The following is a 25,384-nucleotide window of genomic DNA, read 5'->3' on the forward strand; positions in this document are numbered from 1 at the left end:
CGTCGCTTCTTCTATAATAATTCCACACCCACAAGAATCACGACGATAAGGAGCACCACCATGCTGCAACTCTCCAGCCACAGTTTTCAGGACGGCGAAACTATCCCAGGCGAGTTTGCCTTTGCCGTACCGGATGCAAATAACCACATTGCGCTGTCTTCTAATCACAATCCCCACTTTGCCTGGCGCGACGCGCCCGCAGGGACACAGTCTTTTGTGTTGATCTGCCACGACCCGGATGTCCCCAGCCGTGGTGACGATGTGAATCAGGAAGGTCGCGAGGTTAGCGCGTCTCTGCCACGTGTCGATTTCTACCACTGGCTATTGTTGGATATTCCGGCCAACGTCAGTGAGATTCCCGCCTCTTCGCATTCCAATACGATTACCCCACGTGGGAAAGCAGGCCCGGATGCGCCAACAGGCCTCAGACACGGCATTAATGATTACACCGCCTGGTTTGCCACAGACGAGCAGATGAAAGGCACCTACTATGGCTATGATGGCCCTTGCCCGCCGTGGAACGATGCACTGGTCCATCACTACGTCTTCACGCTTTACGCCCTCGCAACGCCATCTTTAGCGATAGAAGGTGAGCTTAACGGAGCAAATGTTCGTGCTGCGCTCGCTAACGCCCCCGTATTAGCAGAAGCGAAACTCACTGGGCTGTATACGCTGAACCCAGCATTATTGTGATAATAAGTACGATAATGACGCATTATAAGCATGACAGGCTACGAGCGTGACCGTATTACGCTCAGCGACTCCGCCTCTTCGTGAGGCGGGCTGGACATTGCCGTCAAGCCAGCCGCTACAGCGGTATGGCCTGTGTGCATTAGCGCAACCCCACTTACGCACACCGCAGCAGACAACGCGTTTTCATTTTTATGAGGCCACGCTTCTGTTGGTTCTCTCTGGTCGATTGACTATTCTCGAACAGAACAACACGACGGTTGTCGATAGCCCGTCTCAGCTTTGCCTGATTACGTCTGGTGCAAGTGCAGATTTAACAAAGACGCCCGGCGGTCATGACTCTGTCTTTCGGTCAATCTTCCTGACGTTTTCATCCACGCTTCTGGCGCAGTTTTATCATCGCTACCCTGAAAAATTGCCGTCAGCACACCATTCTGCCCCCTTCACGCCCCTCGCGTTGGATGACGATATGACCTGCACACTGCAGTATCTGGTGAAGGGAATAACAGACAACACGCTGCCCGAAGCGCGTCTCGCACTGCGTCTGATGGATATGCTGCTGGTGCTGTCGGAACGGGGATACCATTTTGGCGCACCGCCGCAGCCTGGCATTACAGCACAGCTACGTGCGCTTATCAGCGAAGAGCCGGAATATTACTGGACGGCACAGTCTGCGGGGCGACGGCTGGCGATGAGCGAAGCCACGCTGCGCCGGAGGCTATCCGCCGAGCAGACACGTTTTGAGGTGCTGCTGCTGGAGACGCGAATGCAACACGCGATGATGCTGGTACAGACGACGTCATGGAGTATGCAGCGTCTGGCTGAAGCCTGCGGGTATAAATCCTCGGCGCGTTTTTCCGAACGGTTCAAAACCCGTTTTGGCTGTTCACCCACCAAGATTCGTTAATCGTCATTTACTGCGCTGCGCATCCTGCCGCATTCAGCGCCACGGCAATGTAAACGACGGTGCTCTTCAAAAAAAAGCGCCCTGTTGGATAACCCACAGGGCGCTTGACGATCTCAGACAATCAGGGCGATTTTAGCGTATCAGTCTTTCTGTTCCTGCGCTAAATCGTGAGCGATCTTCACTGTTTCATCCAGATAAGGATCGGGAGCCTGATAATCTTTCGGCAAATCTTCCAGCGATTTGAGTGGTTTCTTACCTTCTCTCGCCAGTCGATCGTTAATCCGCTTCAGACGCATCGCTTCATCGTCATCATTCTCTTTCTCACGCTGAGCAAGATTGAGCGACACGATGTTGCGCTTATCCTTCAGCGCGTTGTAGCGGGCAATATCTTGCGCGACGTACTGGAACTCAGGATCTTTGGCGATACGCTCCTGATGATGCTCATTCAGTGTGCTAATCAGCGCTTTCAGATCGCCACTCTTCGTGTAGTTAGCCGCTTTGATGCTGTCCCACGGTAGCGCGTTGTCTTCAAACTTCTCGCCGGTATCTACCGTTTCCGTGCCGGTTGGCATCATCACATCAGGCGTCACGCCTTTCATCTGAGTACTGCCACCGTCAATGCGATAGAACTTCTGAATCGTGTATTGCACGGAACCCAGCGCTGGCCAGTCGGGACGCAGCATCTGATCGTAAATCCGATTCAGCGAGCGATACTGCTGCACGGTGCCTTTACCAAACGTCGGTTCACCCACGATCAAGGCACGGCCATAATCCTGCATCGCCGCCGCAAAGATCTCGGAAGCGGAAGCACTGAAGCGGTCTACCAGTACCACCAGCGGGCCTTTGTAATACACAATGCCGTCGGTGTCGCTGTCTTCACGCACTTTGCCATTATTATCGCGCACCTGAACTACAGGGCCACTAGGAATAAACAGGCCGGAAAGTCCTACCGCTTCCGTCAGCGCACCGCCGCCGTTAGTACGTAAGTCAATCACAATGCTGCTGACGTTCTGTTTTTCCAGCTTCTGGAGCTGAACTTTTACGTCATCCGTCAGGCCGACATAGAAACCGGGGATATCCAGCACGCCAACTTTATCTTTGCCGACTGTCTTGACGGACATTTTGACCGCACGGTCTTCAAGGCGGATACGTTCGCGCGTCAGCGTAACAATACGGGTCTTCGTCCCTTTGCCTGCGGGCAGAATTTCCAGACGCACCTTACTGCCTTTCGGCCCTTTGATCAGTGCGACCACATCATCCAAACGCCAACCGATGACATCCACCATTGGCTTGCCGTTTTGGCCGACGCCAACCACACGGTCACCCACGGTAATGTTTTTGCTTTTCGCAGCCGGACCACCGGGCACCATAGAATTAATCATGGTGTAGTCGTCATCCATCTGCAGCACCGCACCAATCCCTTCGAGCGACAGGCTCATTTCGGTGTTGAATTGCTCGGTGTTACGCGGTGACAGGTAGCTGGTATGCGGGTCAATTTCACGCGCAAAGGCGTTCATGACAAGTTGGAAAACATCTTCGCTGTTGCTCTGCGCCAAGCGGCGAATCGCAAACTGGTAACGCTTGGTCAGCGTCTCTTTGATGTCTTTATCATCTTTACCGGTCAGCTTCAGGCTGAGCCAGTCATATTTTACCTTGGCATCCCACAGGCGGTTAAGCTCACCGACATTCTGCGGCCAAGGGGCTTTGCTGCGGTCAAGCTCAAACGTGTCATTGCCCGTCAGATCGACCGGTTTATCCAGCAGCGACAGCGCATATTGAAAACGCTCAAACCGACGCTTCTGCGCCAGATTGTACAGCGCGTACGGCACATCCAACTGGCCCGATTTCAACGCATCGCCCAACTGGGCTTTTTGCCCGGAAAACTGCGCGATATCAGAGGCCAACAGCACGTTGTGGCTGTAGTCCAGCATGTTGAGGTAGCGATTAAAAATCTTCTCAGAGAACTGCGCATCCAGCATAAACTGGCGGTAATGCGAACGCAGAAAACGTGAGGCCACCCGGTCGCTAACGGTGGCATGTTGAGGTTCCTGATGTAGCTGAGGAATCTGATCAACACGCGTAATATTTTCATTTGCAAAACTAGAGCCCGCCAGCAGTAAGCCTGCGATGGCGGTTATTCTGACTAAGTTGTTCATGCCCAGGTTGGCCTCCGTATCAGAACTGCAAATGTTCTGCGCGTACAATCATTGCCAGTCCAGAAGCCAATTGTACTCTGACTTCGCCTTTGGCAATTTCAAGCACGGTGGCATCCATGGCGTCTTTGCCGGCTCTGACTTTGATTTCCTGACCGATTTGCAGTTTGGAAACATCCGTAACCGCAACCCGCTGACGCTCATTGCTGGCAGGTTTTTCCTGACGCTGTTGAGCATTGGCTGATTGCTGAGGAGAGGACTGCGATTGACCGGAAGAAGGCTGACGAGGTTTGCGCGATGCATGGGTTTGAGACGAGCTGCTTCGAGATGGATTGTTTGAACCATCGCGACGCGGCGCACGTTTCTGAGCAGGACGAGGGGTACGCGCTGCGTCTGCCAACTCTCCGGCTGCTTCACGTTTTTTCGCCTGTTGCTCAGCACGCTGAGCCTGAACTCGCGCTTTCGCTTCTTCTAACTGCGTGCGGGCATGATCGACATGCTGCTGTTCCAACTCGCCACACGGATTACCGTCCAGATCGACACGTTGAGCACCCAATTTTACACCGTACAGATAGCGCCAGCTTGAGGTGTAAAGGCGCAACGCAGAGCGTAATTGCGTCTTACTGACGTTATCGGACTCGGGTACACGCTCAACAAGATCTTGAAAAATACCGATTTTTAACGGACGAGTTTCACCTTCAGTGGTGAAACAAAGCGGGAACCGCTCTGCCAAAAAGGCAATAACTTCTTTACTACTGTTCAACTTAGGTTGATTTTCCATGAAATTTCCTGATTACAACGGGTTTGCCAACCGGCGCAGGCATGAACAGGCGTCATTATAATGACGCCATCGGCAATTGCCACGTTAACCTTGTCTCAACGTGAGAGAATTGATGAATGTCATCACATCACTCGCTTCCAGTTGAGCACAAAGTACGCTAACTACGGCCCTCAGCCCTTCTTCATCATCTGCGTCAAAACGCTGATAAAGGGTGCTGTCAATATCCAGAACGCCGATCAGTTGCCCGTTAACGACAAGAGGTAGCACGATTTCCGCATTACTCGCGGCATCACAGGCGATATGACCGGGGAACGCATGGACATCATCCACGCGCTGAATGCGATTTTCAGCTATCGCCGCACCGCATACACCTTTGCCAACAGGAATACGTACACAGGCAACCTTGCCCTGAAACGGCCCCAGGAAAAGCGTGTCGTTATCCAACAGGTAAAACCCTGCCCAGTTAACCCCATCCAAACGCTCAAACAGCAGCGCACTACTGTTTGATAAGATCGTAATAAAACGGTTTTCATCCGCGATAAGCGATGACATGTCGCGAATGAGATCCTGATAAAACTCTTGTTTATTCATAAAATAATCATTGTCTTTTCAAAACGGTGCGAACAATTCCCGCACAGACTGCATTAGCATCGGTTACAGAATGCCATAAGATTAGCGCCTTCGCGCGAAGAATCATTCGCTTTACTGTACTGCCGTCGCGCATATCGTGCTATTTCCACCTGCAAAATAATATCGGGCAGAGATCAGAGCCTTATTATGAATTTATCATTCGGTGAGCCTTCAGTTACACTAAATAGCTGTGAATACGTTATCTATCGTGAATATAACGGATCTCAACACCTTCTACCGGATCGCAGGAACAATGAAAATACATACTATCGCCAGTCCTGCGCCGTACTCCTCTCCCCGACCACCGTTAACCGATGGGGCGAAAAGTGCCGTACCCGCAATCGATCGTTATCATCGTTGCCCAGAATGTGATGCTTTTTTTGCGCTGCCGCCGTTGAAGCGTAACCAGACAGCGAACTGTCCACGCTGTGATGCCAAAGTCAGCTCAGGCAGAGACTGGCCGATTTCCCGACTGGCTGCAATGGCCGTTGCCATGCTGGTATTGATGCCGTTTGCCTTCACTGAACCGTTAATCAGCATTCGTCTTCTGGGCGTCACCATCAATGCCAGCCTGTTTGAAGGTATTTGGCAAATTACCCGTCAGGGGCATCCGCTCACGGCAAGCATGGTTGCCTTCTGTACCGTTGGTGCGCCGCTCACGCTGGTCTTTTCGCTGTTATACCTATTCTTTGCTCCCCGAATCGGCATGAATCTGCGGCCCATCCTGCTCATGTTGCAACGGCTAAAAGAGTGGATGATGCTGGATATCTATCTGGTTGGCATGGCCGTCGCGGCGATCAAGGTCCGAGAATTCGCGGATGTTCAGGCTGGCATCGGGCTGGTCGCCTTTCTGGCGCTGATGATCTTAAGTCTGTTGACGCTGATTCACTTAAATACCGACCAGCTTTGGCAGCGTTTTTATCCACGCATGAGGCCATTGATTGCGCCGGATCGCTATCGAATCTGCCTTTCCTGCCATTTCACCAGTTCACCGGACAACCGGGGGCGCTGCCCTCGATGCCATATTCCGCTTCGCTTACGCCAGCGGCAAAGTCTGCAAAAATCCTGGGCAGCACTGATTGCTTCCATCATTTTACTGTTCCCCGCTAACCTGCTACCCATATCGATTATTTATGTCAACGGTGCCCGCACGGAAGACACGATCTTCTCCGGCATTCTGTCACTCGCATCAGGCAATGTTCCTGTCGCGCTGGTGGTGTTTATCGCCAGTATTCTGGTGCCGTTTACGAAAGTGATGGTGTTGTTCGGGCTGCTGGTGAGCATCCATCTCCGGTCAGAAGCCAATATCATGATGCGCATGAAGATGCTGCGCGTGATTCGCTGGATCGGCCGATGGTCTATGCTCGATTTATTTGTGATTGCCCTGACGATGTCACTCGTCAACCGCGATCAACTACTCGCTTTCACCATGGGGCCTGCTGCTTTTTACTTTGGCGCAGCGGTGATTCTCACTATCCTTGCCGTTGAATGGCTGGATAGCCGACTGATGTGGGATAACACTGATGTGGAATAACAATGCAAGATAATACGTCCGGGACACCAACCGAAGCGACGGTGAAAAACAAGCGTCGCCTGTCACCTTTTTGGCTGCTGCCGCTGATTGCACTGATGATTGCTGGCTGGTTGATTTACACCAATCAGCAAGAGCGTGGCGCCACCGTCACCATTGATTTCGTCTCCGCCGATGGGATTGTCGCCGGGCGTACTCCCGTGCGCTATCAGGGGGTGGAAGTCGGCACCGTGCAAAACATCAAGCTGAGCGAAGACCTGCGCACCATACAGGTCGAAGCCAGTATCAAAAGCGATATGAAGGAAGCGTTGCGCAGCGGTACGCAATTCTGGCTAGTGACGCCGAAAGCCTCTCTTGCCGGGGTTTCAGGATTGGATGCGCTGGTGGGCGGGAACTACATCGGTATGATGCCCGGTTCCGGCGAGGCGCAAGAGCACTTTTCCGCGCTGGATACACAGCCGAAATACCGCGTGAATACCGGAGAGTTGATGATCCATCTCCATGCGGACGACCTCGGCTCACTGAATACGGGCTCGCTGGTTTACTACCGTAAGATCCCGGTGGGAAAAGTCTATGATTATACGGTTTCTCAGGATCGCCGCGGTGTCATGATTGACGTGCTGGTCGAACGCCGTTTTACCCATCTGGTGAAGAAGAATAGCCGCTTCTGGAACGTGTCCGGTTTTAATGCAGACATCAGCGTCAGCGGTGCGAAAATTGAGATGGAGAATCTGGCGGCGCTGGTTAACGGAGCAATCGCGTTCGATTCCCCGGAAGAGAGCGAAGACGCGAGTGCCGAGCAATCCTATCGCCTCTATCCCGATCTGGCACAGAGCCAGCGCGGGGTAAAAATCACACTGGATTTACCTTCGGGCGACAGTCTATCCGAAGGTCGCACGCCGCTGATGTATCAGGGGCTGGAAGTCGGCACGCTGAATAAAATCACGTTGAACCCAGTCGACAGCAAGGTCAGCGGAGAGCTGATCATCGATCCTTCCGTGGTTTCGCTGATGCGGGAAGGCACGCGTATCGAACTCAGCAAACCCCAGCTTTCGCTCAGCGATCTGAATGTTTCACGCCTGCTGAGTGGCCCAACGCTGACACTCATTCCCGGCGAAGGCGAACCGCGCCAGCATTTTACCGTCCTGGATAGCGGACAACAGCAACTCACCCAGCCCGGCGCGCTATCTATTCAGCTGACGGCGGCACAAAGCTATGGCATTGATAGCGGTCAACCCGTATTGCTGCACGGCGTGCAGATCGGTCAGGTCGTGAAACGCACGTTGGATGAACAAGGCGTCAGCTTCATTTTGGTGATCGAGCCGCGATATCGCCAGTTATTGCACCGCGACAGCAAATTCATCGTTAACAGCCGCGTAAATGTGAAGATGGGACTGGATGGGATTCAAGTGCTGGGTGCCAGCGCGCAAGAGTGGGTCAACGGCGGCATTCAGGTTTTACCGGGCAGTAAAGGCGACGTGCAGGCGCGTTACCCGCTGTTCAGCGATCTCGAAAAAGCCGAAGAAGGTATTCGCGGTGCCACCCCCTCGCCCACCCTCACCTTAGTGACCGATAGCTTGCCGGATATTCAGGACGGTTCCATCGTGCTGTACCGTAAATTCCAGGTAGGCGAAATCATGCGGGTGCGACCGAAAGCCGATACCTTTGAGGTTGACGTTTATATTCGTCCCGAACACCGCAAGCTACTGACGGAAAACAGCGTGTTCTGGGCAGAAGGCGGAGCCCGTGTACAGCTGAATACCTCGGGTCTGACCGTGCAAGCTTCCCCGCTGAATCGGGCGCTTAAGGGGGCTATCAGTTTTGATAATCTGGAAGGCGCCCCAGAAATTAAAGGCGGCAAACGTGTCCTGTACAACAACGAAACGGCGGCGCGCGCCGTGGGGAGCCGCATCATTCTGCGCACCTACGACGCCAGTAAACTCGCGCCGGGTATGCCGATCCGTTATCTGGGCATTGATATCGGTCAGTTGGATTCGCTGAAGCTGTCCGAACAACGCAACGAAGTGCTGGTGCAGGCCGTGCTCTATCCTGAGTATGTGCGTAATTTCGCTCGTGCCGGAACACGTTTTTCCGTCGTCACGCCGGAAATCTCCGCCGCTGGTGTGAACCACCTGGAAACGCTATTCCAGCCTTATATCAACGTCGAGCCGGGCAACGGCAGCGTCACGCGCAATTTTGAGCTGCAACAGGCCACCATCTCCGATTCTCGCTATCAGGACGGCCTGAATATCAGCGTTGATGCACCGGAAGCCGGCGCGTTGCAGGTCGGTACACCGGTGCTGTTCCGCGGCATTGAAGTCGGTACGGTAACCGGGCTGTCACTGGGTACGCTCTCCGACCGTATCGCCGTGTCGCTACGCATCAGCAAACGCTATCAGCATCTGGTGCGAGATAATTCCGTCTTCTGGCAGGCTTCGGGTTACAACCTGGAATTCGGATTGGTTGGTGGCGTCATCAAGAGCGGAACCTTCCAGCAGTTTATTCGCGGCGGTATCGCTTTCGCCACGCCGCCTAGCACACCGCTCGCGCCTAAGGCGCAGGAAGGGAAACATTTCCTGCTACGAAACGAGGAACCTAAAGAGTGGCGGCAATGGGGTACGGCGATTCCAAATCCCCCCAATAATTAACGCTCACACCTGACAGGGCGACGATGATCGCCCTGTCGTTTTCACGCGCCGTCTTGTCGTTTTCGCATGATGCATGAAAGATCCGTGCTACACTTCGCCGCTTCTTCCCCTCGTTTTACTGAATAACCTGTACGGAACCACGCCGTGGCAAAATTTACCCCAGCCAACCTGCCTGCTGAATTTCTCGACACGATGCGAGACATCATGCCTTCATCGCTTTCGATGGACGATTTCATTGCCGCCTGCCAGCGTCCGCTGCGCCGGAGCATCCGCGTCAATACGTTAAAAATTAGCGTCGAGGCCTTTCTTCGGCTCGTGCAGCCTTATGGCTGGCAGCTTGAGCCAATTCCCTGGTGTCAGGAAGGCTTCTGGCTGCTGAATGCGGAAGAGGAAAACACGCGGCTAGGTAATACGCTGGAACACCTGAGCGGGCTGTTTTATATTCAGGAAGCCAGTTCCATGTTGCCCGTCAGTGCCCTATTTCATCGTAACGAAGCGCTGGAAACGGTTTTGGACGTCGCGGCAGCACCGGGTTCTAAAACAACGCAAATCGCAGCACGGCTGGATAACAAAGGGGCTATCGTCGCCAACGAATATTCAGCTAGCCGGGTAAAAGTGCTGCATGCCAATATCAGCCGCTGCGGCGTCAGTAATACCGCGATGACACACTTCGACGGACGCGTTTTTGGCGCAGCGCTGCCGGAGTATTTTGATGCAATACTGCTGGATGCGCCGTGTTCCGGTGAAGGTGTGGTACGTAAAGATCCGGCGGCGATGAGCCACTGGTCGCCGGAGAGTATTACCGAGATTGCCGCCACCCAGCGCGACCTGATTCTGAGCGCGTTCCATGCCCTGAAGCCCGGCGGTGTGATGATTTACTCCACCTGTACGCTGAATAAGCAGGAAAACCAGCAGGTCTGCCATTGGCTACAGGCGCAATTTCCCGATGCGTGTGAATTTGAATCGTTACGGGATCTCTTCACCGATGCCGAACGCGCCACAACGGAAGACGGCTTCCTGCACGTTTTCCCGCAGATTTATGACAGCGAAGGCTTTTTTGTTGCCCGTTTGCGGAAAACCGCTAGCGTGCCGCCGCTGCCGCGCCCGGGTTATAAAGTCGGTAAATTCCCGTTCTCTCCGGTTGCCCCCAAAGATTGCGTGCCACTCATACAAGCGGCACATAAACAGGGCATTCACTGGGATGAGACGCTACTGCAACTGTGGCAGCGTGATAGCGAGATCTGGCTTTTCCCTGCGGCGCTCACCTCCGCTTTTGGCAACATCAAATTCTCGCGTATTGGCATTAAACTCGCCGAACGCTTCCCTAAAGGTTTCCGTTGGCAACATGAAGCGATTGTCGCTCTGGCCGATCCAAACGCAAATAATGCCTACGCACTGACCGATGACATCGCCTGCGAGTGGTTCCAGGGCAAAGACTGCTATCCCAAACCGCTGCCTACTTCAGATGAGCTGATTTTAACCTACCAGAACACGCCAGTCGGTCTGGCCAAGCGTATCAATAGCCGGATAAAAAATAGCCTGCCGCGCGATTTAGTGCGAGATGGCGCATCATCCGCCCAGCAACTTGCTAAAGAATAAATGCGGTTTCTGCATCAGGTGGCGATAAAACCACCTGATGAACCGCGCGTTCTCTCTTTCCTCATGGATTTTCATCTATCATCTCTAGAGAGAAAATCAGTAACGTCTGGAGAACGGCATGTTTGCGTTAGTGATATTTGTTTGTTATCTCGGGCATGGTTGTGACGATGTGGTCGTCGGTGCCTACAACACCGAAGCGCAGTGTCTGCGAGCGATGGACGAACAACGTCTGCGCCGCGCAGGCTGTTTCCCCATCGAAGAGTATATTGATGGCTTCTGGATACCTGCTCAGGAATACGCTGATTTTTAGTTTTTCCGTCTGCGTATTCTCATCGACACACGCCAAAACCGCGCATACCAAAATGAAAGTGATTAGCATGTGCGGCGTTGTATTCCGGCCCCAGCGAATTACCGAAAAAGCGACAGCTTTCCCTGAACGTGGTGCGCAAATAGCTGCCACGTTCGTCCGTTGCCGACCACTGATTCAGGACGCTCACCTGCCGTCCATCAGAGAGACGGAAAGCTGCGATATCCCACGCGTCTGCCGTCGCGTGCTCACTCAAACGTCCTTCTGGCCGATGATAGACATTGCGACAGGCGTAGCTGCCCATATGGTCGATACGCGCCAGCGATGAACCGAGCGATTGTGCCTGCGGTCCCGCAACCTGCGCCACAAACATGGTGCTACTCAGCGCCAGCGGACAACTCGCAAGGAAACTGGAACTCAGTGCGACTGCGCCAAAACTTTGTACCCGAACAGGCGACACCACCGGACATTGTCCACTGACATCATTAGCCTCAGAGAAGCGGAGTCGCCCACTTTCCTGTGCCTGCTTTAACACCGCCAAACAGGCTTCAGGATCGCTGGCGACCGATTTCATTTTCAGCCGGGTGATAAACGTGGGCGGATCATCGACAGACAGTGGAGAGAAGGGATCGTAACCAGGGGGAAGGTGACGTTGGATCCAGGGAGCCAACGCCACTAACGTCCCCAGAATTACCAAAAATATCAACCATCCTCGCATCAGCATCGTCCCCCGATTATTGTCTTCTCCTGAGTAATATTATGCCATTAACGCAAACTCAGTCGGATTCATTCCCAGTGATACCCCCGCCTCCACAATTTTCTGCCACTCCTGATCGGACAGAGAAATACCGTCTGCGTGGCGCTGCGCCTGAGAAACACGTTCTGGTTCACCAGCGATTAAAATAGGCTGCGCCGGTTCGGGAGCCGTTGAAGAACGAACATAGTCCAGCATCGCATCATATTCTTTCTGCAGCCACGCCATAGAAACCATACTGGAGGGATCGATAACAATCGTCGTCATGTTATTCACTATCGCTCCCTGGCGCGCGTTTTCCGGTTGAATGGTTCCACCGCCGGACAGCAATCCCGCCAGCATTTCAGCCGCTAAAATCAATCCGCCGCCTTTATGTTTCGCAATCGGTTTTAAGGCACCGTGCTTCTCACCTTCCCACATGACTTTCGGGTCATTAGTGGAAACGCCGTGGCAATCCAGCATGACGTCTTCATCAAAGGTTTTGCCTGCCAGATACGCGACACGGGTTTTTCCCAACGCCACCACGCTGGTGGCGAAATCCAGAACAAAGGCCGCGTTATGCTCCGTTGGCGGGAATGCAATGCAGATTGGGTTTGTCCCAAAACGAGCCTCACTACCGCACCAGGGAGCCACAATCGGGTCGAGATCGTTAACATTGACGAAATGTATCGAAACGAGCCCGGCATCCGCCGCCATTTCCCCATAGGTGCCGATACGTCCTAAATGGCAGGTAGACGACAGCGTCATTAAACACACGCCCGTCGTTTTCACGCGATCAATGGCCGCCTGCATCGCTTCCTTTCCCGTTCGCTGACCAAAACCACGATCGCCAGTAAATTGCAGCACCGCTCCGCTATCGCGCAGTAAACGGGCCGGAGTATTCGGGTGCATAATGCCTTTCCCAATAAATTCCACATAGTGTGGCAGCATCCCCACGCCGTGACTGTCATGCCCTTTCAGATTAGCCGCTACGAGATGCTCGGTGACTGTACGGGCTTCATGTTCTTCACATCCTGCTTTTTGCAATATGACTTGTACCGTGGCCATCAGACGGCTGGCTGAAATCTGCATGCCTCTTCCCTTTATTTATTGATGAATGTTCACAGGATTCATCCTACTGCGGAACGGGGATGAATGGCACAGCGAATAAATGTCAATATTTTTGAAAGAGAAAAGCAAATCTCTCTGATATTCATTGTCAGCATCCAGCGCTATCATTTTTCACATCAAGGCAACATAACCAATCAACGCAATAAAACGTGAAGGAATGAATCATGAAAAGCATCAAAAATTTTATCGCAGTTATCGCACTCTCTACCTTATCTTTCGGCGCTTTTGCAGCACAAGAAATCGCAACGGTTTCTGTTAGCGGTGCTAAATCATTAGATGCCTTCGAAGCACAGGTCGCCCAAAAAGCCAAAAAAGCAGGTGCGTCGTCATATCGCATCGTTTCTGCAACCGGTAATAATCAATTACGCGGCACCGCAATTCTGTACAAATAAATCGTACCAGACGTCAGGGAGCCTCAGGGCTCCTCTGTCGTATCACCCTCACAATATTCCCGCCTGACGTTTCTGTTTCTCACCTTCTCATTCCATCATGGCGAAAATATAGACAAATCAAGTGCAATACCAATCAGTGCGATTGTTTTAACCATCTGGTGAAGGCTCCTACTCAGCAGTACCATCCCCGACGTTGTAAGGCGTACACAGATACGGCTGACATATATAGGGTTTTGCCTGCTCATCGGACATAGATAATATGGATTTTATTTAAATGAAAAAAACATCGCGTTTTATTCTGGCGCTTGCCGGATTGTTAGTTTCCGTTACGACTTATTCCGCAGCACCTCCCTCATCTCACGCGGAGGAAGCACGGATACCCGCTATCAAACTGATCAATACACCCGATAATCACTCGGCCTTCGTAACAGGCAGCGTGCCAGCTTTGGAAAAAATCACCGCACAGAAATTTTGGCTCAGTAATTCTACTGAAGACTGGGAAAAGAATGTCCACCCAGCCCCGCGCAAGCAATATGTCATCACGCTGAAAGGCACGTTGAAATTCCGGGTCAGCAATGGTTCTACTTTCCTGCTTTCTCCCGGAACGGTGCTGATTGCCGCTGATACGCAAGGGGAAGGACATAGCTGGGAGATGGTTGAAGGCAGCGAGTGGGTCAGAATTTATATTCCGATTGTGGATGACAGCGATTATTTCACCCCCGACGCATCGGGCGCCGCAATTGCCAAAACGCACTAATTTTCCGCAGTACATTGGCGACAGAAACCTGTCGCCAACCTATTAATCCTCGTTCGCATCAAAGGGATCTTCAACATCATCCTTGCTGTCATCACGTTTGCGAGGAATCTCTCCCTGATCTTTCGGCGCGTCTTTTGCTGGATGATCGTTTTCATCCTTGTGTTTGGTACTCGTATGTTTATCCGTCATTGCTTCCTCCCATCACGTCGTGTTCTATCAATTTAGTCGATAATCTTTAGAACGAGAGACGAATTCGGAAAGAAACACAGCACGGGAAAGATCTTATTCACCGAAGGTGGTTGATTTTTAAACAGCGCTGACAGCATTCTTATCATAATCTTTACGCTGATAATGAAGAATTATTAATCTTTATGTCCCAACGACAATGATAGTCTTGATTTGTACAACTCTTTTATGGATATATCGATGAAACGAACACTCTTCGTTATTTTATTATCTACAGCCTTCTCTTTTACTGTTCAGGCAGCATCGCCTCATCAATACCGTAATGATGATGACAGTTGGAGAGCAGAAAAAATAGAGACAGAAGATCGACAACAAGAAACAAATCGTTTTGTCTGTGATGGTAGGCAATATTGCTCTCAGATGAGATCGAGAGAAGAGGCATATTTTTTCATTGAAAACTGCCCTAACACCCGAATGGATGGCGACCGTGATGGGATTCCTTGCGAAAACGACTCACGCTTTCCTCCACTGAGATCCAAGCGGTATTAACTGCCTCATAAACACTAGCACATCATGAATTTAAAAATGATGCGTGATTGAAGTAATAATTCAGCCATTCTGGTGAACTCTGAGTATAAACATCTCATTCCAATTAGCGATGAAATACAAACAAAAACCCCCAGCTTTACGCTAGGGGTTTTTAGTGTTTTTCTTGACTGCTCCGGTTTAAACCATCATCGCTATCGCAAGAGAAACATTAATGCAATTTGGCTTTATTACAGTGCAACAACGTTGCCAGCTGCTGGGCCTTTCTGGCCATTTTCAATGGTGAACTCAACCTTTTGGCCTTCGTCCAGAGTTTTGAAATCGTTGCTCTGAATAGCAGAGAAATGTACGAATACATCTTTGCTGCCGTTGTCAGGAGTAATGAAACCAAAACCTTTACCCGCGTCAAACCATTTTACTAAACCAGTCATTTTATTAGACATAGAAATTACCTTAATTTTTTATAGCGCCTTCCGGCAAATAGGGCCTGTGCACAGAATTTAATTAGCAACAATAAGGAGGCTCAAAAGAAGGGATATCTATGGATAACACTTAGAAATGAGAACTGCTTTACTAAACTGCTTTTAGGTCTGCGAATCAAACCGACGACTCATTAACGCATGTATAAATATCTTTAGCAAGCATTTATTTTTAAATATGCCTTAAAAGGCCTACAGAGACAAAATTCGCCAGTTTCTGAAAAAAAATAAACCAAGGAGATAGTAGGTTAAAGATCGTTTTTCATTCATTGGCGTTCTAAATCAAAAAAAGACCGAATACGATTCCTGTATTCGGTCTAGGGAAATGGCTCTTGGGAGAGCCGTGCGCTAAAAGTTGGCATTTATACAAGCTGTACTAGCCCTGTAGATTTAAGCTTAGCCAACTCCTCCACGTTTTCCAGCTTCAATCCGCTCGCAATTATCACAAATGGAACAGATTTCACACTTTGCTTTAACCGTAAATGCATTAAAAATTAACATTTGGCAAATGAATCAATCACTTCATGGCTTAGCATCTGGCTGACACAGTTGCTCTGCACGCTCGATAAATGGCTGAAGGCTTTTTTTCTGTCCAGGATGTTTAGGATCGTCCAGCCAGATAGCGTCTATCGGTTGTGCACTCACCTGCCCGGACTTCATCTGCGCAATGGCAACATCGTTTAACGGATATTGCATCAGCGTCCCGGTATGTAAAGCGTACAGCGCATTGCCAGGGCGGCAAATCAGTTGAACTTCTTCACGCGTGAAAGCCCAGCGATCGCCGTATTCCAGCCGGCTGATATTTGCCAGTTTGGCAGCAGCAAAAGCATTCACAGAAAGTGTGGTAAGCACGATAGATAGCAAGAATTTCTTCATCATGGTATTCCCGACATGGCGTATTCAGACAATGATGTGTGTAAGTTTTGCAGCCTTATCCGAATCAGAGAAAGACAGCCTCAAACCTTATAAAACAGAATGTTGTATATCACTACTGAGGCGATCATAACGACAGAGGGAGATGAAGTCGAGCGCGACGTCAGGAATAACATCGGCGGTCTGGTACCATCAGAAAAGTCGTTCAGGAGGGAAAATGGCGGGATAAAGAAAACCGTATCCCGCATCATTCAAATCATGATTGGCCGACAGAAGCGTCGCCTGTCGTTAGGCTGACGGTGCCGCCGCAGACATTTTTTTCAGGTCCTGATCGATGAAGAACAGGCCGCCTTCGCTGGCTTTGACCAGAGCCAGTTTGTCCAGAATGGAACGGAACAGCTTCTCTTCTTCATGCTGTTCAGCAACGTACCATTGCAGGAAGTTAAACGTGGAGTAATCCTGCAACGCCATCGCCGCATGGGCCAGCTCATTAATTTTTGCCGTAATCAGCTGTTCGTGTTCATAGGTCAGTTTGAAGACATCAGCCAATGAATCGAAATCAATTGGCGGTGCAGCAATCGCACCTAACACAGGCAGGCTTCCCGTGTCGTCCAGATAGTCAAACAGACGCTGCATATGCTGCATTTCTTCCTGAGAATGTGTTTTGAGGAAACTAGATGCGCCTTCAAAACCTTTATCACCGCACCATGCGCTCATTTGCAGATACAAATTCGCGGAATAAAACTCCAGATTAAGTTGCTCATTCAGCTTCTGAATCATTTCTTTTTTTAACATATTAACTCCCTATTTTCCCGGCAGGTGAAATTATTTAGGGCATTATGCCTGAAAAAACAAAATAAAAAACACTTTATTAACATTGAGAAATAAATATTTAAATAACCAATAAAAACAATAAATTACATTAAATTTAAGTGATATTCATTATCACTTAAACCTTAGATAAATATATTATTGCGAATCATTTTTATTATCAAAAATAACAACGGAATTTATATTAGTTACGAGAAAGTCGTATTAAAAATGATTCCCATTTCGTAATGAGAATAATAAACATCCACATGATGGGGCGAACACTTGCCATTTTCCTGTCGCTACTTTACCGTGGCACACATCAGTCGGTGATCGATCAGCAGGAGAAAACGGTATGGGATATAATCTGGCAGAATTGTCCAAAGAGGATATGGATAAAGTGAACGTAGATTTGGCGGCATCAGGTGTTGCCTTCAAAGAACGTTACAATATGCCGGTCATTCCAGAAGCTGTTGAGAGAGAACAGCCCGAGCACCTGCGCAACTACTTTCGTGAGCGCGTGATGTTTTATCGCCAACGCTCGCTGCAGTTCTCTCGTTTACCCTACGAACCCAAGGCTAAATAGCCCTATCCCGTCATTCCAGTTTGCGCCGACTATACCGTGGAAAATATCCCTTTCCACGGGTTACATTCTTACACAGCAAAAACAATTTTCTACTTGCATATCGGCCCGCACAGGAGGTTAATGGACAGGCAACCTAACCTTTTATCAAGCGAGGCAAGATATGAGTAAAGGACTGGATAGCAAAAAGAACAGTAAGAAGAAACCGCTGAGAACTGCCGCCGAAAAGCGGGCCGACAAAAAAGCAAAGAAAACGCAGGCTGACATTACTTAGGGATTGATAATCCTACTCTCTGGTAACCTAAGCAATGTACCTATCGGGTAAACCCGAAAATGGGTTTACCCTCATTGATACCGCTTTTATCCCTTATCCGCGATCATCCTCAGACATTTCAAGCACCATCAGCAGAAACGCATATTCCAACGCGATATCATCATAGCGTTTGAAACGACCGGATTTTCCGCCGTGTCCCGCATCCATATCGGTATACAACAGCACCAGACGATCGTCCGTCTTAACTTCACGTAATTTCGCCACCCACTTCGCGGGTTCCCAATACTGTACCTGCGAATCGTGGAGCCCGGTCGTCACCAGTAAATGTGGATAACGCTGTGCGATAACGCCGTCATAAGGACTGTATTGTTTGATGTAGTCATAGTAGGTTTGCTCATTCGGATCGCCCCACTCGTCATACTCGCCGGTCGTCAATGGGATAGACTCATCCAACATCGTCGTCAACACATCAACGAAGGGAACCTGAGCGACAACACCTTTAAACAGTTCGGGCGCCATATTCACTACCGCCCCCATCAATAATCCTCCCGCACTGCCTCCTATTGCGAACATGTTTTTCCTGTCGCCATAACCTTTTTCTATCAATGCCCGCGATACATCGATGAAATCCGTGAAGGAATGCATTTTATTGAGTAACCGGCCATCGTCGTACCATTGTTGCCCCAGTTCACCGCCCCCGCGGATGTGCGTTAAGGCAAAAACGAACCCTCTGTCCAATAAGCTCAAACGGCTAACGCTGAAATCCGGATCCATACTATGGCTATAAGCGCCATAGCCGTAGACCAGTATCGGGTTTTTGCCTGGGCTAAAATGATCGCGATGGTAAACAAGAGAAACGGGAACCTCGACGCCATCCCGAACGGTGATCCATAAGCGTTCACTTCGATAATTGTCCGAAGAGAAGTCTTTCACCTCGGCTTGTTTAAGTAACTGCTGTTCGCCCGTATCCAGATTCAATTCATACTGCGTGCTGGGGGTTGTCATTGATGAATAGCCATACCGCATCAATGCCGTTTCTGGCGTGGGATTGTAAGACAACCACGTCACATAGCTCGCGTCATTAAAGGTGATCGCTTTTTCTTCCTGCGTATGCCAGTGAATCTGGCGCAGGCTGGTCAACCCGCGTTCTCTTTCTTCGACCACCAGCCAGTCACGGAAAAGTTCAAATCCTTCCAGCACGCGATTTTCACGTGGTGCAATCAGCGTTTCCAGCGTTTGCTCATCAGGTCTGTCCGATCGGTAGAGGCCAAAGTTTTTTCCTTCCCGATTAGAGCGCAGATAAAACTTGCCCTGATAGTGATCGATACCGTATTCATGATCTTTCCGGCGTGGAATGCATACCTGCGGCACGGCATCCGGGCGTGTCGCGTCGAGCAATAACACCTCCGTCGTCGTAGTGCTGCTGAGATAAATAGAGATGTAGTGCTCTGATGTTGTTTTACTCAGGCTGACATAATAGGTGTCGTCTTTCTCTTCATATACCAGTTCATCCTGAGCAGGATCGCTCCCCAGTCGATGACGATAGACCTGATACGGCAGTAGTGTTTGCTCATGTTTACGTACGTAATACAGAACCGTCGAATCCGCCGCCCATTCCGCTCCCGCCGTGACATTTTCGATCACATCCGGTAGCCACTCGCCGCTGTTCAGATCGCGAAAACGAAGCGTGTACTGCCGGCGGGATAAAAAATCCTCCGAGAGTGCCAGTAGTCTATTGTCCGGGCTAACTTCAAGCGCGCCGAGGCTATAAAACTCATGCCCTTCCGCACGTTGGTTCCCATCCAGTAGCGTGTCCCACGCGTCCGTTTCCTGCTCAGGCTGGCGCAGATAGATAGCGTACTCTTTGCCTGGCTCGTAGCGACTTTGGTAGCGATAGCCTTTTCGAACATACGGCACGGACATATCCGTCGACGGGATGCGCTTAACCATTTCATCATACAGTGACCGTTTACGCGCCTCATGAGGGGCCATAACAGTATCGCTATAGGCATTTTCCTGCTCCAGATAGGCCAGCACCTGCGGATCGGTACGCTGGTCATCACGCAGCCAGTAATAATTGTCGATACGCGTATCGCCATGCGTGCTCATTACATGAGGGCGTTTTTCAGCTTGCGGTGTCTTCATCGCGTCGGATCTCGTTGTCTTAACATAAAATTTTACTCTGAAAGAAGAGTGGCACGATTGCCCGGCAATGCCAAGTCACACCCTTACCACTTGGTGCGCTTTTGCGCACCGCATTCCAATGCATCCCCCTCTTTAATGCGCACGCAAACGTTTTCGTTTATACTGCGGCCATTTTTCACAACCCGATCAGGTATAAGGTTATGTTAACGATTGGAACCGCCCTGCGTGCGGATGCCACACGAGTGATGCTGCTTGGCTCCGGTGAATTAGGCAAAGAAGTGGCGATTGAATGTCAGCGTCTGGGAATCGAAGTGATTGCAGTCGATCGCTATGCCGATGCCCCTGCCATGCAGATTGCACATCGTAGCCACGTCATCAATATGTTGGATGGCGATGCGTTGAAAGCGTTGGTTGAAGCCGAGCGTCCTGATTACATCGTGCCGGAAATTGAAGCCATCGCAACCGACATGCTGGTGACGCTGGAAAAACAGGGTCACCATGTTGTTCCCTGCGCCGAAGCCACACGCCTGACGATGAACCGTGAAGGTATCCGTCGTCTGGCTGCCGAAACGCTCGGCGTTCCTACCTCCACCTACCGTTTTGCCGACAGCGAAGAGAGTTTTCGCCAGGCAGTAGAGGTGATTGGCTACCCTTGTATTGTCAAACCGGTCATGAGCTCATCTGGCAAAGGGCAGAGTCTGATTCGCTCCGCAGAGCAGCTAGATAAGGCGTGGAACTATGCTCAGCAGGGTGGACGTGCAGGCGGTGGACGCGTCATCGTGGAAGGACTGGTTAATTTTGACTTTGAGATCACCCTGCTGACCATCCATGCGGTTGACGGCATTCATTTCTGTGCGCCTATCGGACATCGTCAGGAAGATGGCGACTATCGTGAATCTTGGCAGCCGCAGCAGATGAGTGCGTTGGCACAGGAACGCGCGCAGAAGATGGCCAGCGATGTCGTGAAAGCACTCGGAGGCTATGGCCTGTTCGGTGTTGAGCTGTTCGTTTGCGGTGATGAGGTCATCTTCAGTGAAGTCTCCCCTCGCCCGCACGACACCGGTATGGTGACGATGATTTCTCAGGATCTGTCCGAGTTTGCTCTACACGTTCGCGCTTTTCTGGGTTTGCCAATTGGCGCGGTTCGCCAATACGGCGCATCGGCTTCCGCTGTGATTTTACCGGAACTGGAGAGCAACAACGTGCGTTATCAGGGGCTGGAAAGCGCGCTACTCCCTCATACGCAGATTCGCCTGTTTGGTAAACCTGATATCGGCGGCAAACGTCGTATGGGCGTCGCCTTAGCCAGCGCAGAAACCACGGAAGATGCCGTGGAAATCGCCAAGCGCGTCGCTGCAGGCGTAACCGTCAGCGGCTGATACATTCTGTTGCCGATCGGCGAGATGAGATGTCTCTGATGACGACTCGGAGGATGACGGGCAAGGATGTCCGCCATAAAAAAATGTGGGGAACATTTTTCAACGTCGCTTGCGACGGCCCGCAGGGTGGCGGACATGAATGTCCGCCATAAAAAAGGCCACTCGCAATGAGTGGCCTTCGTCATTCAGTAATGAGCAAACTTAGGCTTTTGCACCCGCAACGGCTTCACGCGCCAGTTCGGTAATACGCGCGTAATCACCGCTTTCCAGCGCATCGTTCGGCACCAGCCAAGAACCGCCCACACACAGCACGCTTTTCAGCGACAGATAGTCACGATAGTTCTTCGGCGTAATGCCACCAGTCGGGCAGAAACGGATATGAGCAAATGGACCCGCGATCGCCTGAAGCGCTTTCACGCCGCCGTTAGCTTCCGCCGGGAAGAATTTGAACTCACGCAAGCCGTAATCCATACCCAGCATCAGTTCAGATACGGTGCTGATACCTGGGATCAACGGGATGTTGCCTGCAGTCGCAGCCTTCAGCAACGGCTCAGTCAAGCCAGGGCTGATAGCGAACTGAGCGCCCGCTTCCACTACCGCAGCCAGTTGCTCAGGGTTTGTCACCGTACCCGCACCCACGATGGCATCCGGTACTTCTTTCGCAATCGCGCGGATTGCATCGATGGCACAGTCGGTACGTAATGTCAGTTCCAGAACGCGAACGCCGCCCGCGACTAACGCTTTTGCCATCGGCACCGCGTGTTCCAGTTTGTTGACCACAATCACAGGAACAACGGGACCCGTTGTCAAAATCTGTTCCGCGCTCGTTTTCCAGTTTTTCATCAAAAGTTATCTCCAGTCATGCCCGAAGGCATCATTAATTATATAGCGCGCCCCTGCCACAGGGATCTGCGTCGCCGCAGATGCCAACCGCACCGTTAGCCATACATTAAAAAACTGCGGGATGCCGATCGTTTTCGGCATCTCAATTACTGACGTATTATCAAATAATTACTCAAACTCATTCCAGGAGCGGCCATCTCGGGTAATCATTGCTACAGATGCCACCGGCCCCCAGCTTCCAGCCTGATACGGTTTCGGCGCATCATTGTCCATTCCCCACGCATCCATGATGGAATCCACCCATTTCCAGGCTTCTTCAACCTCATCACGACGGACGAACAGCGCCTGAATTCCGCGCATGGTTTCCAGCAGCAGACGCTCATAGGCATCGGCCAAATGTTGCTGATTAAAGGTTTCCGAGAAGCTCAGGTCCAGCTTCACCGTTTGCAGGCGGTGCTTGTGTTCTAATCCTGGAATTTTATTCAGAATCTGGATTTCCACACCTTCATCCGGCTGCAAGCGAATGATCAGTTTGTTCTGCGGCAACTGTTGGTAAGAATCATGGAATAGGTTCAGTGCAGGGTTCTTAAAGTACACCACCACTTCCGAACATTTGGTCGGCAAGCGTTTACCGGTACGCAGGTAGAACGGCACACCAGACCAGCGCCAATCATCGATATCAACACGAATGGCGACAAAGGTTTCCGTGCTGCTGCTTTTGTTCGCGCCTTCTTCTTCCAGGTAACCCGGCACTTTATGTCCCTGAACAAAACCAGAGGTATATTGGCCGCGTACGGTCGTTTCATGCACGTTGGAGCGGTCGATACGACGCAGTGAACGCAGCACCTTCACTTTTTCATCACGAATACGGTCAGTCGTCAGATCAGACGGCGGCGACATCGCAATCATCGTCAGAATCTGTAACAGGTGGTTCTGGATCATATCGCGCATCTGGCCGGCTTTATCAAAATAGCCCCAGCGCCCTTCAATCCCGACTTCTTCGGCCACCGTGATCTGCACATGGTCGATCGTCCGGTTGTCCCAGTTTGAAGAGAACAGCGAGTTGGCAAAACGCAGCGCCAGCAGGTTCAGAACGGTCTCTTTACCCAGATAGTGGTCGATGCGGTAAACCTGACACTCGTTGAAGTATTCCGCAACCTGATCGTTAATGACGCGAGAAGACGCCAGATCGGTTCCCAGCGGTTTTTCCATCACCACGCGCGCCGGCTCTTTATTCAGCCCTGCGGTTCCCAGCCCTTTGCAGATCGCCCCGAATGTGCTCGGCGGCATCGCAAAATAGTTGATTGTGGTGCGATTTTTCTGGTCAAGCATCTTGCCCAGCTTGTTGAACGCTTTCGTGTCTTCCACATCAAGATTGCAGAAATCCAGCCGACTGCTTAGCGTTTCCCACAACTTGTCGTCGATGGCTTCTTTCATAAAGGTGTCAAGCGCTTCGCGCACGACGCGGGTATACTCCGCTTTATCCCAATCAGCACGGCCCACCCCGATAATTTTGGTGTCCGCATGGATGTGGCCTGCTTTTTCCAACTGGTACAGGGAAGGCAGCAATTTACGGCGCGCCAGATCGCCCTTGGCACCGAAAATAACCAGATCACACGCTTGGGCTGTTGAAGTTACCGCCATGTTCATCTCCTCGTTGCAGGATGCTGTAATTTTATTACAGCGATAATGTACTCTTTTTGACTACAGCCAGTAAACCCATCATAAAAATGCCAAATAATGGTCACTATTGGCTGAAAACCACACATAAATCGGTCTGTGCAGCGGTTGAAATCACTTAGGCATTCGCCCTAAAGCGAAATTTTTCGTCGTTTCTGACAGTCGATTACTTTTCTGAAAGTTAGACACATGTCATGTTCTGGCAAAAAAAGGACCCAACTTAGCGTGTTGCCCTCTGCCAACCACTACAGGGTCGTAGTATATTTTCACGACTTGCATTTTTTCACGTAGCATTTTTTCACGTAATACCGCCAGTTGTACCTTTAGTTGAAATTGGAAAAAACTTACATGGTCCTTGTCGTATGAATATGCTGGAAAAAATCCAGAGTCACCTAGAACTCTTGAGCAAATCGGAAAGAAAAGTTGCTGAAGTGATCCTGAGCACTCCACAGACAGCCATTCACTCCAGCATCGCGACCTTAGCCAAAATGGCCGACGTCAGCGAACCAACGGTTAATCGTTTCTGTCGTCGCCTTGAAACGAAAGGTTTTCCCGATTTTAAACTACATCTGGCTCAAAGTCTGGCAAACGGTACACCCTATGTGAACCGCAACGTTGAAGAAGATGACAGCGTTGATGCCTATACCAGTAAAATCTTTGAATCCGCAATGGCTGGCCTGGAACAGGTGAAATCCAGTCTGGATGTCACCGCCGTCAACCGCGCCGTGGACTTGCTGACGCAGGCGAAAAAAATTTCTTTCTTCGGTCTGGGCGCTTCTGCTGCTGTCGCACACGATGCGATGAACAAATTTTTCCGCTTCAATATCCCCGTCGTTTATTTCGATGACATTGTGATGCAGCGCATGAGCTGCATGAACTCGAGCGACGGCGACGTCGTGGTATTGATCTCCCACACGGGCAGAACCAAAAGTCTGGTTGAAATGGCACAGCTCGCGCGTGAGAACGACGCGACCGTTATCGCGATCACCTCAGACGGTACCCCGCTGGCGCGTGAAGCCTCGCTGGCATTGCGGCTTGATGTGCCTGAAGATACCGATGTCTATATGCCGATGGTGTCCCGTATCGCCCAACTGACGCTGATCGACGTTCTGGCGACAGGATTCACGCTACGCCGCGGCGAAAAATTTCGTGATAACCTGAAACGAGTCAAAGAGGCCTTGCGCGAATCTCGCTTTGATAAAGACGAGCGATTGATTAACCCTTTCAGGTGATCGCTAAGTTTTACGTTGTGCTTTGTTTTTAGTTATATCTATGAAAAATGAGCGGTATCATCTACCCGCTTCATCTTTATATGGCCAAAGACTAC

At 50.8% G+C, this 25,384-nt stretch carries 25 protein-coding genes; 13 read left to right on the forward strand and 12 right to left on the reverse strand.

The window, feature by feature from the left end:
* Nucleotides 1-60: 60 nt before the first annotated feature.
* Nucleotides 61-693: a YbhB/YbcL family Raf kinase inhibitor-like protein gene (locus AB8809_RS13340; RefSeq protein WP_015840098.1), complete on the forward strand. Its 633-nt coding sequence runs from the start codon at nucleotides 61-63 to the stop codon at nucleotides 691-693.
* Nucleotides 694-739: 46 nt separating this feature from the next.
* Entirely contained in the window at nucleotides 740-1,597 is an 858-nt protein-coding gene (locus tag AB8809_RS13345) for a helix-turn-helix transcriptional regulator (RefSeq protein WP_349856305.1), read from the forward strand.
* Between the two features lie 140 nt (nucleotides 1,598-1,737).
* On the opposite strand, the gene prc is transcribed toward AB8809_RS13345, so the two are convergent.
* From prc to AB8809_RS13360, 3 genes are all read right to left on the reverse strand, one after another.
* Nucleotides 1,738-3,753, reverse strand: a complete 2,016-nt coding sequence (gene prc / locus AB8809_RS13350) for a carboxy terminal-processing peptidase (protein WP_015840096.1) — start codon at nucleotides 3,751-3,753, stop codon at nucleotides 1,738-1,740.
* Between the two features lie 19 nt (nucleotides 3,754-3,772).
* Nucleotides 3,773-4,531, reverse strand: a complete 759-nt coding sequence (gene proQ, locus AB8809_RS13355; protein ID WP_349856306.1) for an RNA chaperone ProQ — start codon at nucleotides 4,529-4,531, stop codon at nucleotides 3,773-3,775.
* 84 nt (nucleotides 4,532-4,615) lie between these two features.
* Nucleotides 4,616-5,122: a GAF domain-containing protein gene (locus tag AB8809_RS13360; protein WP_015840094.1), complete on the reverse strand. Its 507-nt coding sequence runs from the start codon at nucleotides 5,120-5,122 to the stop codon at nucleotides 4,616-4,618.
* Between the two features lie 292 nt (nucleotides 5,123-5,414).
* Here AB8809_RS13360 and yebS point away from each other — a divergent pair, with 292 nt between their 5' ends.
* From yebS to AB8809_RS13380, 4 genes are all read left to right on the forward strand, one after another.
* The gene (gene yebS / locus AB8809_RS13365; RefSeq protein WP_015840093.1) at nucleotides 5,415-6,695 is read left to right on the forward strand and encodes a membrane integrity lipid transport subunit YebS; all 1,281 of its coding nucleotides are present in this window, start codon (nucleotides 5,415-5,417) and stop codon (nucleotides 6,693-6,695) included.
* Between the two features lie 2 nt (nucleotides 6,696-6,697).
* Nucleotides 6,698-9,340, forward strand: coding sequence for an MlaD family protein (locus AB8809_RS13370; protein WP_349856307.1), 2,643 nt, complete (start codon nucleotides 6,698-6,700; stop codon nucleotides 9,338-9,340).
* A 144-nt stretch (nucleotides 9,341-9,484) separates the two neighbouring features.
* Nucleotides 9,485-10,939, forward strand: a complete 1,455-nt coding sequence (gene rsmF, locus AB8809_RS13375) for a 16S rRNA (cytosine(1407)-C(5))-methyltransferase RsmF (protein ID WP_349856308.1) — start codon at nucleotides 9,485-9,487, stop codon at nucleotides 10,937-10,939.
* A gap of 118 nt (nucleotides 10,940-11,057) precedes the next feature.
* On the forward strand, nucleotides 11,058-11,249 hold the full coding sequence (locus AB8809_RS13380; protein WP_349856309.1) for a YebW family protein: 192 nt from the start codon (nucleotides 11,058-11,060) through the stop codon (nucleotides 11,247-11,249).
* A 19-nt stretch (nucleotides 11,250-11,268) separates the two neighbouring features.
* On the opposite strand, the gene AB8809_RS13385 is transcribed toward AB8809_RS13380, so the two are convergent.
* Nucleotides 11,269-11,964: an extensin family protein gene (locus tag AB8809_RS13385; RefSeq protein ID WP_349856310.1), complete on the reverse strand. Its 696-nt coding sequence runs from the start codon at nucleotides 11,962-11,964 to the stop codon at nucleotides 11,269-11,271.
* Nucleotides 11,965-12,003: 39 nt separating this feature from the next.
* Nucleotides 12,004-13,071 carry a malate/lactate/ureidoglycolate dehydrogenase gene (locus AB8809_RS13390; RefSeq protein WP_349856311.1) on the reverse strand — a complete coding sequence of 356 codons (1,068 nt, stop codon included), beginning with the start codon at nucleotides 13,069-13,071 and terminating at the stop codon, nucleotides 12,004-12,006.
* A gap of 203 nt (nucleotides 13,072-13,274) precedes the next feature.
* On the opposite strand from AB8809_RS13390, the gene AB8809_RS13395 reads away from it, so the two are divergent.
* Complete coding sequence (locus AB8809_RS13395; RefSeq protein ID WP_181844199.1) at nucleotides 13,275-13,502, forward strand: YdgH/BhsA/McbA-like domain containing protein; 228 nt, start codon at nucleotides 13,275-13,277, stop codon at nucleotides 13,500-13,502.
* Nucleotides 13,503-13,776: 274 nt separating this feature from the next.
* Nucleotides 13,777-14,259 carry a hypothetical protein gene (locus tag AB8809_RS13400; RefSeq protein ID WP_349856312.1) on the forward strand — a complete coding sequence of 161 codons (483 nt, stop codon included), beginning with the start codon at nucleotides 13,777-13,779 and terminating at the stop codon, nucleotides 14,257-14,259.
* 42 nt (nucleotides 14,260-14,301) lie between these two features.
* On the opposite strand, the gene AB8809_RS13405 is transcribed toward AB8809_RS13400, so the two are convergent.
* Nucleotides 14,302-14,448 carry a hypothetical protein gene (locus tag AB8809_RS13405; RefSeq protein WP_205948024.1) on the reverse strand — a complete coding sequence of 49 codons (147 nt, stop codon included), beginning with the start codon at nucleotides 14,446-14,448 and terminating at the stop codon, nucleotides 14,302-14,304.
* Between the two features lie 237 nt (nucleotides 14,449-14,685).
* Here AB8809_RS13405 and AB8809_RS13410 point away from each other — a divergent pair, with 237 nt between their 5' ends.
* On the forward strand, nucleotides 14,686-14,994 hold the full coding sequence (locus AB8809_RS13410) for an excalibur calcium-binding domain-containing protein (RefSeq protein WP_015840084.1): 309 nt from the start codon (nucleotides 14,686-14,688) through the stop codon (nucleotides 14,992-14,994).
* Nucleotides 14,995-15,221: 227 nt separating this feature from the next.
* Here the strand turns inward: AB8809_RS13410 and cspG are convergent, their stop codons facing one another.
* Entirely contained in the window at nucleotides 15,222-15,434 is a 213-nt protein-coding gene (gene cspG / locus AB8809_RS13415; protein ID WP_010275831.1) for a cold shock protein CspG, read from the reverse strand.
* 558 nt (nucleotides 15,435-15,992) lie between these two features.
* Nucleotides 15,993-16,349 (reverse strand): YebY family protein, encoded by a 357-nt coding sequence (locus tag AB8809_RS13420; protein ID WP_205948023.1) that lies wholly within the window; start codon nucleotides 16,347-16,349, stop codon nucleotides 15,993-15,995.
* 96 nt (nucleotides 16,350-16,445) lie between these two features.
* Between AB8809_RS13420 and AB8809_RS13425 the strand changes: the two genes are divergently transcribed.
* Nucleotides 16,446-16,640 (forward strand): hypothetical protein, encoded by a 195-nt coding sequence (locus AB8809_RS13425; protein WP_349856313.1) that lies wholly within the window; start codon nucleotides 16,446-16,448, stop codon nucleotides 16,638-16,640.
* On the opposite strand, the gene ftnA is transcribed toward AB8809_RS13425, so the two are convergent.
* A complete protein-coding gene (gene ftnA, locus AB8809_RS13430; RefSeq protein WP_015840082.1) occupies nucleotides 16,632-17,138 on the reverse strand; it encodes a non-heme ferritin in 507 nt (168 codons plus the stop codon). The two genes, AB8809_RS13425 and ftnA, sit on opposite strands and share 9 nt — an antisense overlap.
* Before the next feature lie 370 nt (nucleotides 17,139-17,508).
* Here ftnA and AB8809_RS13435 point away from each other — a divergent pair, with 370 nt between their 5' ends.
* Complete coding sequence (locus AB8809_RS13435; RefSeq protein ID WP_015840081.1) at nucleotides 17,509-17,739, forward strand: DNA polymerase III subunit theta; 231 nt, start codon at nucleotides 17,509-17,511, stop codon at nucleotides 17,737-17,739.
* 364 nt (nucleotides 17,740-18,103) lie between these two features.
* Here the strand turns inward: AB8809_RS13435 and AB8809_RS13440 are convergent, their stop codons facing one another.
* Nucleotides 18,104-20,155: a prolyl oligopeptidase family serine peptidase gene (locus tag AB8809_RS13440; RefSeq protein ID WP_349856314.1), complete on the reverse strand. Its 2,052-nt coding sequence runs from the start codon at nucleotides 20,153-20,155 to the stop codon at nucleotides 18,104-18,106.
* 200 nt (nucleotides 20,156-20,355) lie between these two features.
* Here AB8809_RS13440 and purT point away from each other — a divergent pair, with 200 nt between their 5' ends.
* Nucleotides 20,356-21,534 carry a formate-dependent phosphoribosylglycinamide formyltransferase gene (purT, locus tag AB8809_RS13445; protein ID WP_349856315.1) on the forward strand — a complete coding sequence of 393 codons (1,179 nt, stop codon included), beginning with the start codon at nucleotides 20,356-20,358 and terminating at the stop codon, nucleotides 21,532-21,534.
* A 201-nt stretch (nucleotides 21,535-21,735) separates the two neighbouring features.
* Here the strand turns inward: purT and AB8809_RS13450 are convergent, their stop codons facing one another.
* Both AB8809_RS13450 and zwf read right to left on the reverse strand, forming a co-directional pair.
* Nucleotides 21,736-22,377: a bifunctional 4-hydroxy-2-oxoglutarate aldolase/2-dehydro-3-deoxy-phosphogluconate aldolase gene (locus AB8809_RS13450; protein WP_181828434.1), complete on the reverse strand. Its 642-nt coding sequence runs from the start codon at nucleotides 22,375-22,377 to the stop codon at nucleotides 21,736-21,738.
* Between the two features lie 168 nt (nucleotides 22,378-22,545).
* Entirely contained in the window at nucleotides 22,546-24,021 is a 1,476-nt protein-coding gene (zwf, locus tag AB8809_RS13455; RefSeq protein WP_015840076.1) for a glucose-6-phosphate dehydrogenase, read from the reverse strand.
* Nucleotides 24,022-24,419: 398 nt separating this feature from the next.
* Between zwf and AB8809_RS13460 the strand changes: the two genes are divergently transcribed.
* The gene (locus tag AB8809_RS13460) at nucleotides 24,420-25,289 is read left to right on the forward strand and encodes a MurR/RpiR family transcriptional regulator (protein WP_010275858.1); all 870 of its coding nucleotides are present in this window, start codon (nucleotides 24,420-24,422) and stop codon (nucleotides 25,287-25,289) included.
* Nucleotides 25,290-25,384 lie beyond the last annotated feature (95 nt).

Origin of the sequence: Pectobacterium aroidearum (assembly GCF_041228105.1) — a bacterium.
In the GTDB taxonomy this organism is placed as follows: Bacteria; Pseudomonadota; Gammaproteobacteria; order Enterobacterales; family Enterobacteriaceae; genus Pectobacterium; species Pectobacterium aroidearum.

Bases quoted from the DNA above. Each gene is read 5' to 3' on its own strand.
- AB8809_RS13370 (WP_349856307.1), top strand. From the start codon at position 6,698: ATGCAAGATAATACGTCCGGGACACCAACCGAAGCGACGGTGAAAAAC.
- proQ (WP_349856306.1), bottom strand. From the start codon at position 4,531: ATGGAAAATCAACCTAAGTTGAACAGTAGTAAAGAAGTTATTGCCTTT.
- prc (WP_015840096.1), bottom strand. From the start codon at position 3,753: ATGAACAACTTAGTCAGAATAACCGCCATCGCAGGCTTACTGCTGGCG.
- cspG (WP_010275831.1), bottom strand. From the start codon at position 15,434: ATGTCTAATAAAATGACTGGTTTAGTAAAATGGTTTGACGCGGGTAAA.
- zwf (WP_015840076.1), bottom strand. From the start codon at position 24,021: ATGGCGGTAACTTCAACAGCCCAAGCGTGTGATCTGGTTATTTTCGGT.
- AB8809_RS13385 (WP_349856310.1), bottom strand. From the start codon at position 11,964: ATGCGAGGATGGTTGATATTTTTGGTAATTCTGGGGACGTTAGTGGCG.
- yebS (WP_015840093.1), top strand. From the start codon at position 5,415: ATGAAAATACATACTATCGCCAGTCCTGCGCCGTACTCCTCTCCCCGA.
- AB8809_RS13405 (WP_205948024.1), bottom strand. From the start codon at position 14,448: ATGACGGATAAACATACGAGTACCAAACACAAGGATGAAAACGATCAT.
- AB8809_RS13425 (WP_349856313.1), top strand. From the start codon at position 16,446: ATGTTGTATATCACTACTGAGGCGATCATAACGACAGAGGGAGATGAA.
- AB8809_RS13395 (WP_181844199.1), top strand. From the start codon at position 13,275: ATGAAAAGCATCAAAAATTTTATCGCAGTTATCGCACTCTCTACCTTA.
- ftnA (WP_015840082.1), bottom strand. From the start codon at position 17,138: ATGTTAAAAAAAGAAATGATTCAGAAGCTGAATGAGCAACTTAATCTG.
- AB8809_RS13340 (WP_015840098.1), top strand. From the start codon at position 61: ATGCTGCAACTCTCCAGCCACAGTTTTCAGGACGGCGAAACTATCCCA.
- AB8809_RS13360 (WP_015840094.1), bottom strand. From the start codon at position 5,122: ATGAATAAACAAGAGTTTTATCAGGATCTCATTCGCGACATGTCATCG.
- AB8809_RS13380 (WP_349856309.1), top strand. From the start codon at position 11,058: ATGTTTGCGTTAGTGATATTTGTTTGTTATCTCGGGCATGGTTGTGAC.
- purT (WP_349856315.1), top strand. From the start codon at position 20,356: ATGTTAACGATTGGAACCGCCCTGCGTGCGGATGCCACACGAGTGATG.
- AB8809_RS13435 (WP_015840081.1), top strand. From the start codon at position 17,509: ATGGGATATAATCTGGCAGAATTGTCCAAAGAGGATATGGATAAAGTG.
- AB8809_RS13440 (WP_349856314.1), bottom strand. From the start codon at position 20,155: ATGAAGACACCGCAAGCTGAAAAACGCCCTCATGTAATGAGCACGCAT.
- AB8809_RS13410 (WP_015840084.1), top strand. From the start codon at position 14,686: ATGAAACGAACACTCTTCGTTATTTTATTATCTACAGCCTTCTCTTTT.
- AB8809_RS13450 (WP_181828434.1), bottom strand. From the start codon at position 22,377: ATGAAAAACTGGAAAACGAGCGCGGAACAGATTTTGACAACGGGTCCC.
- AB8809_RS13460 (WP_010275858.1), top strand. From the start codon at position 24,420: ATGAATATGCTGGAAAAAATCCAGAGTCACCTAGAACTCTTGAGCAAA.
- AB8809_RS13400 (WP_349856312.1), top strand. From the start codon at position 13,777: ATGAAAAAAACATCGCGTTTTATTCTGGCGCTTGCCGGATTGTTAGTT.
- AB8809_RS13420 (WP_205948023.1), bottom strand. From the start codon at position 16,349: ATGATGAAGAAATTCTTGCTATCTATCGTGCTTACCACACTTTCTGTG.
- AB8809_RS13390 (WP_349856311.1), bottom strand. From the start codon at position 13,071: ATGCAGATTTCAGCCAGCCGTCTGATGGCCACGGTACAAGTCATATTG.